Annotated in this window: 16 protein-coding genes; 8 read left to right on the forward strand and 8 right to left on the reverse strand. The window is 40.0% G+C overall.

Annotation, left to right across the window (positions count from 1 at the left end; genetic code table 11):
- Positions 1–147: 147 nt before the first annotated feature.
- Genes NI000_RS15050 through NI000_RS15060 form a run of 3 tightly spaced genes read left to right on the forward strand, consistent with a single transcriptional unit; the run spans position 148 to position 2,562 of the window.
- The gene (locus NI000_RS15050) at positions 148–1,071 is read left to right on the forward strand and encodes an ABC transporter ATP-binding protein (protein ID WP_054973046.1); all 924 of its coding nucleotides are present in this window, start codon (positions 148–150) and stop codon (positions 1,069–1,071) included.
- Entirely contained in the window at positions 1,064–1,756 is a 693-nt protein-coding gene (locus tag NI000_RS15055) for an ABC transporter permease (RefSeq protein WP_253411837.1), read from the forward strand. Before NI000_RS15050 ends, NI000_RS15055 begins: the two co-directional genes overlap by 8 nt.
- A 53-nt stretch (positions 1,757–1,809) precedes the next feature.
- Entirely contained in the window at positions 1,810–2,562 is a 753-nt protein-coding gene (locus tag NI000_RS15060; protein ID WP_253411839.1) for a DUF4097 family beta strand repeat-containing protein, read from the forward strand.
- 138 nt (positions 2,563–2,700) lie between these two features.
- Here NI000_RS15060 and NI000_RS15065 read toward each other — a convergent pair whose 3' ends face one another.
- The 5 genes from NI000_RS15065 to NI000_RS15085 form a co-directional block, all read right to left on the reverse strand.
- Entirely contained in the window at positions 2,701–2,955 is a 255-nt protein-coding gene (locus tag NI000_RS15065; RefSeq protein WP_253411841.1) for a hypothetical protein, read from the reverse strand.
- A 279-nt stretch (positions 2,956–3,234) separates the two neighbouring features.
- A complete protein-coding gene (locus NI000_RS15070) occupies positions 3,235–3,747 on the reverse strand; it encodes a hypothetical protein (protein WP_253411843.1) in 513 nt (170 codons plus the stop codon).
- 299 nt (positions 3,748–4,046) lie between these two features.
- Entirely contained in the window at positions 4,047–4,541 is a 495-nt protein-coding gene (locus tag NI000_RS15075) for a hypothetical protein (RefSeq protein ID WP_253411845.1), read from the reverse strand.
- Positions 4,542–4,828: 287 nt separating this feature from the next.
- Positions 4,829–5,323, reverse strand: coding sequence for a hypothetical protein (locus NI000_RS15080; RefSeq protein WP_253411847.1), 495 nt, complete (start codon positions 5,321–5,323; stop codon positions 4,829–4,831).
- A gap of 592 nt (positions 5,324–5,915) precedes the next feature.
- The gene (locus tag NI000_RS15085; RefSeq protein WP_253411850.1) at positions 5,916–6,368 is read right to left on the reverse strand and encodes a hypothetical protein; all 453 of its coding nucleotides are present in this window, start codon (positions 6,366–6,368) and stop codon (positions 5,916–5,918) included.
- A 222-nt stretch (positions 6,369–6,590) separates the two neighbouring features.
- Here NI000_RS15085 and NI000_RS37125 point away from each other — a divergent pair, with 222 nt between their 5' ends.
- Complete coding sequence (locus NI000_RS37125; RefSeq protein ID WP_369077328.1) at positions 6,591–6,743, forward strand: IS3 family transposase; 153 nt, start codon at positions 6,591–6,593, stop codon at positions 6,741–6,743.
- Positions 6,744–6,781: 38 nt separating this feature from the next.
- On the opposite strand, the gene NI000_RS15090 is transcribed toward NI000_RS37125, so the two are convergent.
- Positions 6,782–7,357, reverse strand: coding sequence for an SMI1/KNR4 family protein (locus tag NI000_RS15090; RefSeq protein ID WP_253411852.1), 576 nt, complete (start codon positions 7,355–7,357; stop codon positions 6,782–6,784).
- Positions 7,354–8,445 (reverse strand): HNH endonuclease, encoded by a 1,092-nt coding sequence (locus tag NI000_RS15095; protein WP_253411854.1) that lies wholly within the window; start codon positions 8,443–8,445, stop codon positions 7,354–7,356. Before NI000_RS15095 ends, NI000_RS15090 begins: the two co-directional genes overlap by 4 nt.
- Positions 8,446–8,820: 375 nt before the next feature.
- On the opposite strand from NI000_RS15095, the gene NI000_RS15100 reads away from it, so the two are divergent.
- From NI000_RS15100 to NI000_RS15110, 3 genes are all read left to right on the forward strand, one after another.
- On the forward strand, positions 8,821–10,098 hold the full coding sequence (locus NI000_RS15100) for a helix-turn-helix domain-containing protein (RefSeq protein WP_253411856.1): 1,278 nt from the start codon (positions 8,821–8,823) through the stop codon (positions 10,096–10,098).
- Positions 10,099–10,119: 21 nt separating this feature from the next.
- On the forward strand, positions 10,120–10,251 hold the full coding sequence (locus NI000_RS36755) for a hypothetical protein (RefSeq protein WP_301292502.1): 132 nt from the start codon (positions 10,120–10,122) through the stop codon (positions 10,249–10,251).
- A 387-nt stretch (positions 10,252–10,638) separates the two neighbouring features.
- Positions 10,639–11,118, forward strand: a complete 480-nt coding sequence (locus NI000_RS15110) for a regulator (protein ID WP_253411858.1) — start codon at positions 10,639–10,641, stop codon at positions 11,116–11,118.
- Positions 11,119–11,333: 215 nt separating this feature from the next.
- Here NI000_RS15110 and NI000_RS15115 read toward each other — a convergent pair whose 3' ends face one another.
- Positions 11,334–11,762 carry a MarR family winged helix-turn-helix transcriptional regulator gene (locus NI000_RS15115; RefSeq protein ID WP_253411859.1) on the reverse strand — a complete coding sequence of 143 codons (429 nt, stop codon included), beginning with the start codon at positions 11,760–11,762 and terminating at the stop codon, positions 11,334–11,336.
- Between the two features lie 158 nt (positions 11,763–11,920).
- Here NI000_RS15115 and NI000_RS15120 point away from each other — a divergent pair, with 158 nt between their 5' ends.
- Positions 11,921–13,231: an amidohydrolase family protein gene (locus tag NI000_RS15120; RefSeq protein WP_253411861.1), complete on the forward strand. Its 1,311-nt coding sequence runs from the start codon at positions 11,921–11,923 to the stop codon at positions 13,229–13,231.
- Positions 13,232–13,299: the final 68 nt, after the last annotated feature.

Below are 13,299 nucleotides of genomic sequence, written 5' to 3' on the forward strand. Positions count from 1 at the left end.
TTGAGGAGGGTTAACTCATTTCATGAGTTTTTTCATGAGCATCATCGCACATAGAGTCCGCTTAAGAAATTCGTAAGAGTGAAGTAAGAAAAAAGAAGATTACGTCCTGTAAGATATAGTTATGAGAGAGCGAGAGGAGAAAAGAATATGGAGCATATCGTACGAACGAATCGATTGACAAAGGACTTTCAAGGGCAGGAAGTCGTCTCGAATGTCAATATGAATATGAAGAAAGGCGAAATCTACGGATTCTTGGGTCCCAACGGCGCAGGAAAAACGACAGTGATGAAGATGATTACGAATCTCGTCAAGCCGACGAGTGGGGAGATCGAAATATTTGGAGAGAAGCTAATGCCGAATTCCTATCATCTTCTGGGACGCATGGGAACAATTATTGAATACCCGGTGTTCTATGATAAGCTGACAGCCCGCGAGAATCTGGAACTGCATTGCGATTATATGGGGTACTACAACAAGAAGGCGATTGATGAAGCGCTGGAACTTGTGAATCTGGTCGATACGGGCAAGAAGAAAGTAAAGACCTTCTCGCTCGGGATGAAACAACGCCTGGGGATCGCCCGCGCTATTACGACCAAACCGGAGTTGCTTATTTTCGACGAACCGATCAATGGACTCGATCCGCTAGGGATCAAAGAGTTAAGAGACGTATTCCGCATGTTGTGCAAGGAATATGGCACGACGCTATTGATCTCCAGTCACATTCTAGGCGAGATCGAGCAAATTGCGGATACAATTGGCGTCATTCAAGGCGGTCGGTTACTGCAAGAGATTGCGATGGACGAAATTCGCCACGAGACGACGAATTACATCGAGATCATGACGACGGATTGCAGCCGAGCTGCTTATGTCTTAACGGATAAACTTCAATTGAACAATATCCGAGTCATCGACAATCAATTCATACGAATCTATGACCAGCATATGGCGCAAAGCGAAATTACTAAAATCTTGATCATGAACGAAGTGGTTATTGATTCGATTCATAAACGAAGCGGCTCGTTAGAGGATTACTTTTTGCAAGTGTTGAATGGAGGTGGAGTACATGCTTAATTTGATGAAGCTGGAGCTAAGAAAATTTAAGATTATGGGATATATTCGCAGCGCTGTGATCGCTACTCTGATCATTTTCGGATTCATGATATTGGTAAGCTATTCGCCGAAGATGAACGGCATAAACGTATTTGAAGATTATAGCAACGTGTTTTCTAAGATAGGTGTACTTGTGAGAGTGACATTTACTATTTTCGCGGCCGTCTTGCTGGGGCGATTCGTCATCGATGAGTTCAATCATAAGACGATTACCGTCTTGTTCATGTACCCGATCAAACGTCATAAAATCATTGCGGCTAAGCTTATGGTCGTGATCGCGTTCACCTTTCTATGTATCGTGGCTTCCACGATTATTTTAAGTACGTTGTATATTGTCGTCAACTCATTCACACATTTCGTATCGGATGAACTGACGCTGACGCTCGTGTTGCAGCACGCTGCGAAATCAGGCTTCTATGCGCTGGCAGCAAGCTTCACGGCGCTGATTCCGCTCTACTTCGGGATGCGCAAATATTCTATTCCGACGACCATTGTATCCTCCGTCATCATGGTATTGCTGACCAGCTCGGACGGTGGCGGATTCAGCTTGAATGACATTATTATCGTTCCAATTCTGCTAGCCGCGATTGGCATAGCGGTCGGATACATGGCGATTCGCAAAATTGATCAAATCGATATTCGTTAACTTGGGAGAGTATATTCAACACATCTCATGCAGAAGAAAGGAAGATAAACATTTTGAATAACAACATGAAGTTAGCTATGATTCTCCTGGCCGCTGCCAGTATCGTACTCGCCGGATGTACGAAAGAATCCTCCGTCACTAGTACACCAAGTTCGTCCCAGCAAAACTCTTCAGTAAAAGGGGATAATTCTCAAATTGATGTAAAAAACATTCATTCCCTAAAAATCAAGAGTGACGTTGCTACAGTTACAGTCATAGGCGACAAACAAATCAATCAAGCAGAATGGGAACTATCCAAGGACAATTCAAAAGATACCGACGTGACTACGTCGAACCAAGATGGAACATTACTGATTATGCTTAAACAGAAACAAAAGATAAGCATAAATACGGGGCCATTGCCATCGTTAACAATCCGTCTTCCTTATAAAGACTTCAACTCCCTTGAGATAGATAACGGACTTGGCAACATATCCGTTGAGTCAGAATTGTCGGTCCAACACTTAAATGTGAACACCAGTACCTCCGGCGACATCACCGTAAAGGATGTAATTGGCAAGAAAAGCAGTAACATATCTACTAACCTTGGTAAAGTCGAATTCGATCTACCTAATCAACTAGCACCTCTAAATGTAAGTCTATCAGCAAAACTAGGGAATATTGATAATCAGGTTTCTCTTGAAAAAGCAACAAATACCAAAACGGTTGTTTCCAATGAACTTCATGGATATGTGGGTGAGGCTCAATCCGAGAGTGCAACGCTCAACATTTCCACACAGACGGGCGACATTCTGTTCAAAAAATGAAAAGAGGCCTCACCCGACCTTGCCATGCAGGATATATTTTTGTACTTGGTGTCCAAATTATCGGAACCGCTACTAGAACAATAGAACAGCCTGGGGAAAGCAGACCAAAGTCTGCCTTCCTTTTTTCTTTTTCATTCATTACTTCGATTTTTGTTTATAAGTTCTTGTTCCAATCACAATTAACGCAATTGAGAGTAGGAAAATTGGAATTCCTGTATTGAGTTTCCCATAAAAAGAAGAAATTGCAGCCGCAATTATGAAAAGGAATGTTGTGCCTGTCAATACCCAGTCAGCTTTCTTTGGACTACTTCTTAGCACAAGCTTTACACCAAGTACGATAACCAATGCAGACAATAAAAGAAATCCGATGATTAGCGCTGTTGGTCCAAACATGTTCCATCCCTCCTTTTATTGTCATTATATTACATTAATTGTTTGGTGTCGCTTCATAGTAAACAAATGGAAACCAATGGAGGTTTAGTGCTACTCCTCTCCCTTGATTCCAATATGACATGGAGTTTGCCATCATGAGCGCTCCGGCTGAAATAACAGCGGCGGCGATTGCTCCAGCCTGAGCACCGGGAACAAAGGCTAAGAGTGCCGTAAGAAAGGAATCGGATGCAAAGCGACAAGAAGCAGAGCAGGCTTTTCCTTCGATTTTGATCCAAGGTACTAGGGCAGTGTTTTATAAACGATGTTCCCGTCTTTATCTTTGGCTTGAATATCAATCGGTTCTCTAATATCCTCCGACAAACTGTAGAAAATTTTCTCATGATTATATTGTATTATTTTTAGGTCTTGTGGTTTAGATCCATTTACCTCAAGAGATTCGATCGCATCGTTCAATCTCCCAGATAATAGCAAATAATTTAACTGCGGGTTCTTAGAAATTTGCCAATCGACCTTCTTTTCATTCAAGGGTGCATTTACAAACGAAGTGGAAGTAAGAACTTTATTGTTTTTTAGTAGAAAAATGTGAGTTTTTTGCGTTTTATCAGTACAGAAAACAACTTCAAGTTTATCTTCCGGATACGTCTGAAGAGAGTCTTTGTCAAAGGTTACGTTATTGTTAACATAGGTGGAAATGATATTGAATTTATCGTTCTCGTTGAATTTTAAATACAGTATGGTGACAATGCTCAGGATTAAAAGGCCCAAAATAATCCATGTTCTTCTTTTATTCATGTGCCCTCCTTAAACTTGATTTTTATAGTTGTAGCTTACATTCCTAAGTCCTGTGTCTAAAATCGTAAACAAAAGACCGCTCGACCAGAGCAGTCTTTTGTTTACTTTGGTTCACCTAGAAGCTTTTATTTACAGTCCCTGGTTTTTCCCAATGATCCGATCCAGTTGTCCATTGGAAACCAATAGACCATTGGATTTGTACAAAAAACCATTTATTATTTTTAAGGTTTTCAAAGGGAAATAACCTAATAAGTTGAGATGAAAATTTTAAAAACGCGCGCATTACTCAACGAATAAGCTTATTTTTTGTCGAAATCATAAATCTCAGCAAGAATCAGGTAAATAATTCCGACGATTAGAGTGATTATACTGTAAGTGGTTAAATTCCCCCCTACATAATCTAACCATTGTTTGAAAGAATCTGGGCCATAAACAGTGCCAGGTGATGATGTTGAATAAATGGATGCAGTTAAGTATTTGACTCCTGTAAGAAAAGCAGAAATAGCTAAAAGAACAACCCCGGCCGTTCTCCTGCTCATATCATCATTTCCTTTCCTTATACACAGTAATACCATAATATTGATAATAATTAAAAAAACTCCTACGCATAAAGGTGGGGAAATAACAATTTTCTTAATTTGTATAGCTGTTGAGCGTGCAACCTTTATGAAGGATGCACGCTGTTTTGTTTTATCAAGGACGTTGATTACCTGGATCGCGCCATCCATTGAAGTAGGCAACATGAAGTTTTGCTTTAGAGTAATTAACAAAATCTCCATCACCCAAAGCTTCAAAGCAGTGAACCCCTTCATCATATTGACCACTGATTACAACGTAACCCAATTGTCTACCGTTTTGGTTCCAATTTGAGCTTTCTTAGAAAGTTTAATGTGCCAGAACCGAAGTCATCAAGAGAGCGCTAATCGTTTGGTTTATCGTGTCGCCAGCAAAAACGCCCAAACTGAAACCAACAATGTTCCAAGACACATGTATTCAGTGTCGATTTGTACAATAACCTTTTATATTTTTTAAGGTTTTCAAAGCGATGAAACGGCACCTAAAGGCAGGCCAGACGCTACATTCAAGATAGAGGCCCATCTTCTATAGTTCCGTCTGGTTTTACGACGTATTGATGAACTTGATTATCTGATCCCTGTACATAGGAAACTGAATACAAATGAACCTTTTTGTTTTTCCACGCTATGAATAAATCAGCGCCTACCTTTCTCTCCTTCAGACCCTCTTTATCGACTACATAATCAGGAAAAGCGGATTTATAGTCATTTTGCTTAAAGAAACGGTATAGCCAAAAGCTGTCGCCCCCGTTTTCTAAATCTCCGTTATCCTCTACGTCGATGAACCTATCTCCAAATAATGATGTAACCTCTTCTTGCGTCATGCCTAATTTCAGACTGCTTTTAATATAGTTTACCTGTTTCGATATTTTTTCATCACTTGCAGTCGCTTCTTGCTTCACTGGTTCTTTTACATCCTTAGGTGTTGGGAGCGAAGTTTGACATGCCGAAGTTAACATGACAATAACTCCAAGAAACAAACAATAAACTGATTTGAACATCGGAAATCTCCCTTCAATTCAGGAAAAGTAAATGATTACTTTAAAACATAGACGAGTGAAAGTAAACATTTGTTTCGAGTTCCTTTAAATAGGAATATTATATGCGCTGAAAAACAAAAAGGTCCAGAAAAGCGGAAAGCATCGGGGCAACTGGAGCAATAGTAAAAACCCCCGTCACATAGCGACGGGGGAAAGCAAGTTCTTAGCCCGATTTTTTAGATTTCTTCGAAACCATGTCCAATACAAATGCAGCAATTAAAACCATAATGAATATGCTGCCCATTATCACTCGTCCTTGATAAACCTGTTGAAAGAGCAAAATTCCCATGAGAATGAAAGAAGCAACAATGTAAGGGACGTTTACCGAAAACCTTTTGAGCAAGAATCTTAGGAACAGAAGCCCCAAAATCGCATACCCCAGCATCATGCATAACATGATCACTGTGACCGAGAATATCACCTTGTCACCCTCCCTTTTGAAAGGAATTAATTGGTGTTATAAAGCTCAAGCACATATATAATAATCAATACCCCCATCAGCTACGTTGGCAGGGGGCCTTCGCTGGTGCTTCCAGGCTTACGCCATCTATCATTATGACAATTTAATCTCTTTGATCTCACCGTTCTCTGTATCAGCACTAAAAGTTAAATGATAAGTCTTTCCTGAATTTTCGATAGTATATATCAGATGCCACCCACCGTATGCTTGATCATTGACAAATTGGTCAGGCTCTCCAAAAATTTTCTTAACGTCGCAGGTGGTTCCTTTCCAATCTAATACCGTAGGTTTAACATATATAGAAGTTGCTTGACTAGACTCTTCAAGCTCCTCCAATTTTAAGATTGTTACCAGTTTTTCGTTTTGACCATCTTTAACGACGAAGTTATTTGGAAATTCAAATATAAAGCCGTCATACCTAAGTTGAAATCTATATTCTGAGTTTCCAGTCTCCAGTGGTTTCCCATATTTCTTAATGATTTCACTCTTAGTTGACTTAACTGAAAGATCAACTCCCTTAACTTCCCCTGTGCAGCCAATTTCCAAATTTCATTTTGTTCATTTTTTTGACGATCTACAGAGGACGCTTGTTGACGTGGTTGCCCCTTCTGCTCGGTTTTAGTGGAGTCCGTTATAGGTTGCTGTTGGCTGCATCCCCAAACAAGTGCTAATGCACAGGCCATAAAAACAACTTTGCAGTGTCTCATATGGTCTTCCCACTCCTTTATTTACAAAATAAACCATATCATATGAACAGACCAATCGCAAATGCGATTGGTCCATTTCGCGTTTAAAATTATTTCATTCCATTTTTACAACGAAGAAAGAGCGCAAAGAAAGCTAAACAAGCTGACGCCGGCAGAGTACCGACGTCAGCTTGCAGCCCAGGGCTTTTTCAATGTCCGCTATTTGGGGTCTTGACCAGCTGGCGGGGGTGCTTTCAAACTTTTCAGACTTTACTACTCTTCCGTTTCATTTAGCTCATCAAGTGAAATCTCTTCTGGCTGATAGTTTTTTAGTGAATAGTTGTTCCAATGCCAGAAATGTGCACCTTGGGAAACAATAAGTCTTTCAAACCATAATTCAAAATTCAGATTCATTGCTTCGTACTCATGGTCGAAAGTTGCGCCTTCAAATAAATAGTCTTCCCTTCCCTCCTTGACCAGCGACGAGTCAACAAAAATAATGGTCTGATTAAACTTAGCAATGGCATACAAGTTAGGAGGAAGTTCATTTTGTTCCGAGTATTCCATAATTTCCTCCAAGCCAAAAATATACCAAGGAGGATTAACATACTCTGACTGGTCTTGAAATAATATCGCGCCATCGTGCATTTTTAAGAAATCGATGTAACTCGTTGGCAAGAAAAAGTCTGTTTCTTTTACAAAACTATAGATTTGATCTGGCGTAGCGGCTTTGTAAAAGGCGCATGTGCAAGGTTTAACATAGCCCAATTCTCTTTGAACCCATAGGATCTGTTGTTTCGCCAAACGAGCCTTTAAGCTTTTCAAGGTCAGATATATAATTTTGTTCATTGATAATAAGCCCACCAGTTTGAGAATTGATAATGTTTATCTGCGTACAAAGGAATTAAATTTTCAAAAGAGTTATCACCTCCAAAATTCAAAGGTCTGATATGATGTATCTCAATACCCGGCTGCCAATTAACGTACCCGTAGTTCTTATCGTAATAACTTTTATAGTTGTCCCTAACACTATTTTCGAATGCTTTTCTTAAATTAGCTACAACATCAGACGATACTCTGGAATAAGTTGTAGTATCGGGAGGAAAAGCGTTTAAATACCCGTTTACATCTACACCGTACCAAAAAGGATACAGTACCCCGATTTTATTCAGCAGTATTTCGGTCGTCTGATTTCCATCTGTGGCATAGCCAGCCGTGCTTCCGTCAGGATTTCTCCAAATTGCAAAATTAGACGATTGATACCAGTAAAAGCTTGTATTATTCGCGCTAACATATTTCCTTTCCGATTTCCCTACAAATGGATATTGCCAGTTGTAATTTAAAACATCTGTTACCGTATAGCTCCCGATTTTATTGATTCCTCGCGATAATGAAAGCTGCCCTCCAACAGTAGCAGGTAGATTCCCTTGTACACCAGTAAGTGCAATTTCCAAATAAGGGCTTGTATTTCCTGTAATGACGAAATCCGCTGAGTAGTACGCTATTGAGACACCACTACCAAGTCTGCCTCCGCCAGCCGCAGAAGGATCAACAGTTGAAAATTCTGTGTTTGATTGTCCAACATTTTTCAGATTGTATACACTATGTTCTTTGCCAGATTCAGTATAATTGATGACATCGTTGGGTTTCAAGAAAGATGCGCTTAATTCGTTGGCTAACTGATCTGCATTCTTATTCGAAGCATGACTTTTGCCGACGTTATCACCTTCGATTACCTTAACCGCCTTATCTTTGTCATAGACTACTGAAAATTTGTGGGAAATTCTAATTTCCTTTTTCTCAGCGTTATCCAGCAGAACAGCATTGTTTTTAGCTGATGTTGAATCAGCCGCAGCGGCAGGAAGCACACTTGAGAGAACGAAAGACAAACTCAGAATGGCAGGTAATAAGTATTTCCCAATTTTTTTAATACCCATTTGAAATGTCACTCCTCTACTGATTTTTTTGTAAAACAAGAAACGAGAAAATTTTCACTAAAACCTATCTGCCTCCTTGGAAAAGTTTGAACATCTCGTCGGCCGACTGTTTGTCCAAACATAATTTATCACAATATTACAAAATATGGGATAGGAATAGGTGTCTATTTTTTATTCCCTTGATTACTTGATATAAGCAAAGTACTTACAGTGATTACCAAACAATCGCTTCTACTTTGTAAAAATTTATCGAATCGCTGTATTTCAAGTAAGAATTAGGCGATTATCGAAATAAAGAGTTCATTGTCAGATGAAACTGACTTCGCTATAATTAACCAATGTAAAATAATAGAATAAAAAGGAAGGTTATGTGTAATGGTGGATATGTTAAATCACAATAAAACCATCTCCGATATTATCTTCCAACTTAGAAAAGAGAAAAACTTGACATATGCAGAACTTGAGGAGTTAACGGGTGTGGGTAAGCCTGTACTTCAAAAACTCGAAAAAGGATCGACCAAGCGTCCGGAATTTAAAACGGTCAAGGCGATCACGAATGCTTTCCCCGAAGCTTACCAAGAGCTGATAGAATGCTACATCACAATAGAAAATCGAACGGAAGTTTTATACGAAGTTCTGCAAGATGTATTATCAAGCGAGAGGAGGCCATCGCTAGCTTCTAAAGTCGCGTTGCGTTTGCTTGAAAACCCTAGCAACGAAACGGAAGACTCTTTGCAACGACTTTATTACTTTACGCAAGAGGTTAGTGAGTCTAGCTTAAGATTAGAACTGTATAACGTCATTGTGAAATATTCGAGAAAGCATGGCGTTATGAACTATATTGCGAAAGGCTTATTACAGAAGTATTTGATCGAAAGGTTAGACCTGAAACGTCTTGAACAAACGTTCCAAGATGGCTTAGAAATTATACATTATATTGATTTTTTATCTGATGAAGAAAAGGTAATCTATTATTTCAGAATGGGATTGCACGCTCATAATACGAAAAAATACAGGGAGTGCATTGAGTTTTGTGAGAATGGGATGGTGCTTGAAAAAAATGAATCAGAATTAAAGGCAAGAGCGCATCTGTCGATGATAAATTCTTATTCGGCTTTGAAAAACTACGATAAAGTTGAAGAGTTATTAGACGTTTTTGAAAAATACGAGTACGATTTTGTTTACGAGGCGGCTAATATTACACGGGCAATAACCAAAGCAAGAAAAGGGGAATATGATATTGCAATCCCTCAACTTGAATACCGCCTTGAAGAATGTAGTCAGCAGAATCGTTTACATATCGTCGACGAGCTTTTGGAGATTTATTTAAAGATAGATAATTTGGATGCGTGTTCGAAACTTTTAGAAAGAGAGAATGAAATTATGAAAATGTGTCCTGATGACCCTAATATTTACAGAGCGAAAGGGAAGTATTATCGACACAAAGGACACTATCAGTTAACTATTGGTGCAATTGATGAGGGAGTGAAGAGTTTCTCCAGTAGTCTACAATATTTGGATAAGATTAATGCTTTTGAAGAAAAGGATACTTGTATGCGTGAGTTTTTTTATTGTTTAACCAAAAATTCAATAATCCTTAATAAAGAGCTTATGGATATAATTTATATTATGGCATATAATGTAAATGAATAAGCGTCAAGGAGGGAAAGGATTATGAAGAAAGCAATTCTTTTTTCCATTGTTCTATTATTATCTTTGAGTGGTAGCTTTTACAATACCCCAACTTACCCCATAGAAAAGCAAACTCAAATTATGATGTATAGTGATGTAAGTCCGGGACATTAATTTCTTTATGTTGTATTTGCTGATTCGATAAATAGATTGAACAAATGAACAGGCATATTTGCCTGTTTTTTTCTTTTTAAGAGTAAAAATGTTTCTCATTTTTTGTATTAAATGGAAAATGAGAAAGATGATTTAGACTTATATTATGAAAACTGTTTTAGGAGGAGGAGCGGTGAATAGTCTAGTAGCAGATTGCAGCGACGAAATATTACATCACGCAATGAAAGCCATCCTACAGGAAATGGACAGGGCTGTGCAACAAGGCGAAAGCTTAACGAGTGAATCGATGGTTCGATTGAGTCAACAATTAGATACATACGTGTTAATTGCTCAAATTCGAAAAATGCGGTGCGCAAGCTAGAAATCGTTATGGTTTGAGGTGTGTTTATGCAAGAGGATCGAAGAACTGGAATTGTTAGAGTGGTGGACAATTTAGGTAGAATCGTAATTCCCATGGAGCTTAGGCGTATGTTGAATCTGAATCCCAACGTGAAGACAGAGTACTTCTGCGATGACAAGAGAAAGGCGATTATGGTTTATAGATATCACGGCAATGAATGTTTGTTTTGCTCAGGTAACGAACAAACGATTTACTTCAAAAAATTTTATATTTGTATGCCCTGTATTCTAAGCCTTCCGGCGCTTCAAGTGTTCTTAGCGCGGGTAGAACGTGAACGAGCCAAAGAGAAGAAAAAGAAAGTAATGACCAAAAGAAGAAAAGAACTATTGGATCGACTGCATAAAGCGATGAAGGAAAATCCGGAAGCTTCGCAGAGAAAACTGGCCGAAATCTTAGGAGTGTCACAATCATGGGTTAGTCAATTGATTAGGAACCAACCTATAGATGGGTCGGGTGTCGGGTGCTAAACACCATATAAAAAAGGAGTCCTGGATGTCGGTCCGGGGCTCCTATTATTTTCTCGAAAAATATGAGATTTTTTCACAAATTGATTGCGACGCAATACCTTAATCAATCGTCGTAGTCACTATTGAGCTTTTAATCTCCGTTTATTTGGACAATATTGCATAGCCTAATGAAACAAGGAACTCCAAGCGAACGTCGGGGTAAATTCCAGCCGCAATTATAAGCGTTCATTAATTTTGATCAGGATTTCCTTTAAGGTTCGCTTCTCCTCTGCGGTAAGGGCTTGAACGATTTCGTCCTCCACGCTTTGGAAGGAGTCATTAAAGGCTTCAATCAATTCAACGGCTTTGGGCAAAACATATATATTTTTTTGCCGTTCATTATTGGCAGGGATCTTACGCTCGATAAATCCTCTTTTCTCAAGGCCCTGAAGCATGCTTGTAATACTGGCTCCTCGCACGTGAAACCGATCGGCAAGGTCCTTTTGAATAATATTTTTATCTTGGTTTCTGTAGATATAGTCGATTATTTTTCCTTGTTGAGCATTTAAGCCCAACTCTTTTATGCTCTCGTCCGCTCTTTTCTTTAACTTAAGGCCGATAATCTGAAACAAATCCAGATAAGGCGTATCCTTACGGGGCTTCATGATCGTACCTCCTCAAATTATTAGAAGGCTAACTGTCGGTAAATAGACTATACAGAAAACTAGCATGCACGTCAAGAAAAACTTAGTTTATTGACAGTTAGTATTCTAACAATTATACTCCTAAATGATACAATGCCACGCTAAGGAGGAATAAGAAAATGAAGAATGTAACTCAATACTCTCCGTTAGAAAAAGTGACTGCAATTACGAATGTGTGTATTTTCGATGGAGAAAAAGTGATCGAGTCAAGGAGTGTTGTCATCAAAGGTGAAACCATTATTGCGGTGGGCGGCGACATTCCGGCGAATGCAACTATCATCAATGCTGAGAATGCAACATTACTGCCCGGCTTGATTGATGCGCATGTCCACACTTCCATCGGTGGATTACGAGATGCATTAAATTTCGGCGTGACGACAGAACTCGAAATGAACGGTGATTTTACGGAAAGAGGACGCGCGATCCAATTGAAAAATGTGGATGACGTCGCCGATGTCCGTTCTGCAGGCACGGCGATCACCGCTCCGGGTGGTCATCCGGATGAATTGCTGCCAGATGGGGATGAGATTCCGGAATTCGTATTAAAGGAATTGGAGAAGTTATCGAAGGAAGACCGGGAAGCTATGCTAGCCGCTTACGCCCACGATCACGAAGAAGTGCCGCAAGTAACGACGGTGGAAGAAGCGATCAAACATGTGCATACTCAGGTGGAGAATGGTGCCGACTATATAAAAATCATGATTGAAGAAGGAACAGTCATGGGTGCCCCTGGTCTGCCTGTTTTAAGCGACGAGATTCTAAAAGCAGCCGTGGAAGAAGCCCATAAGTTCGATAAAGTCGTCATCGCCCACGTCTTGACCGCTCATTCTTCGCAAACCGCCATCGATCTTGGAGTGGACGGATTGGGCCACCTGTTTATCGACAGGCCCGAGTACACGCCGGAGTTAGTGCAATCCATCGTCAATTCTGGCGCTTTTGTTACACCGTGCTTGGTGTTGAACTCATCCATTCTTGGGAACCCAGCATCGGAATTGGCGAATGACCCGCGTGTTTATTCCAAATTAAGTCCGGAATGGATCGATATTTTGAACTCTAGCTTCAATACTTTCCCGCAAGGCAAAATGGAAAATAGCTTTAAAAATGTGATGGATCTTCATAGGGCCGGAGTGGATATTCTGGTCGGGACTGATGTCGCCCCCGTTCCTGTTCCGAATCTTGGCGGACTTGCTCATGGAGCCAGCGTACATCATGAATTGCAATTGCTGGTTAAGGCCGGGTTCACTCCGGTAGAAGCGCTTCAGTCGGCGACCTCGAAACCGGCCCGTCGGTTCGGTCTTCATGATCGTGGCCGTATTGCCGAAGGTGCGCGCGCTGACCTAGTACTTGTCAAAGGCGATCCGACAACCAATATCTCGGATACACTATCCATTAAAGCCGTGTGGTTCAAAGGTGTGCAAAAACTAAGTTAATCATTTTTACTCGTCTTTAGTTCAGTAATAAAAAGCTCTACGTCGAAGCCTTGTGTTTGTATCCGTTA

It is taken from the genome of Paenibacillus tyrphae (genome assembly GCF_024158745.1).
Lineage (GTDB): Bacteria > Bacillota > Bacilli > Paenibacillales > NBRC-103111 > Paenibacillus_G > Paenibacillus_G tyrfis_A.

Excerpts from the sequence above, each read along its gene's own strand:
- NI000_RS15120 (WP_253411861.1), top strand. The coding sequence starts at position 11,921 with ATGAAGAATGTAACTCAATACTCTCCGTTAGAAAAAGTGACTGCAATT.
- NI000_RS15115 (WP_253411859.1), bottom strand. The coding sequence starts at position 11,762 with ATGAAGCCCCGTAAGGATACGCCTTATCTGGATTTGTTTCAGATTATC.
- NI000_RS15080 (WP_253411847.1), bottom strand. The coding sequence starts at position 5,323 with ATGTTCAAATCAGTTTATTGTTTGTTTCTTGGAGTTATTGTCATGTTA.
- NI000_RS15070 (WP_253411843.1), bottom strand. The coding sequence starts at position 3,747 with ATGAATAAAAGAAGAACATGGATTATTTTGGGCCTTTTAATCCTGAGC.
- NI000_RS15055 (WP_253411837.1), top strand. The coding sequence starts at position 1,064 with ATGCTTAATTTGATGAAGCTGGAGCTAAGAAAATTTAAGATTATGGGA.
- NI000_RS15100 (WP_253411856.1), top strand. The coding sequence starts at position 8,821 with ATGGTGGATATGTTAAATCACAATAAAACCATCTCCGATATTATCTTC.
- NI000_RS37125 (WP_369077328.1), top strand. The coding sequence starts at position 6,591 with ATGCGATTGGTCCATTTCGCGTTTAAAATTATTTCATTCCATTTTTAC.
- NI000_RS15090 (WP_253411852.1), bottom strand. The coding sequence starts at position 7,357 with ATGAACAAAATTATATATCTGACCTTGAAAAGCTTAAAGGCTCGTTTG.
- NI000_RS15050 (WP_054973046.1), top strand. The coding sequence starts at position 148 with ATGGAGCATATCGTACGAACGAATCGATTGACAAAGGACTTTCAAGGG.
- NI000_RS36755 (WP_301292502.1), top strand. The coding sequence starts at position 10,120 with ATGAAGAAAGCAATTCTTTTTTCCATTGTTCTATTATTATCTTTGAGT.
- NI000_RS15110 (WP_253411858.1), top strand. The coding sequence starts at position 10,639 with ATGCAAGAGGATCGAAGAACTGGAATTGTTAGAGTGGTGGACAATTTA.
- NI000_RS15065 (WP_253411841.1), bottom strand. The coding sequence starts at position 2,955 with ATGTTTGGACCAACAGCGCTAATCATCGGATTTCTTTTATTGTCTGCA.
- NI000_RS15095 (WP_253411854.1), bottom strand. The coding sequence starts at position 8,445 with ATGGGTATTAAAAAAATTGGGAAATACTTATTACCTGCCATTCTGAGT.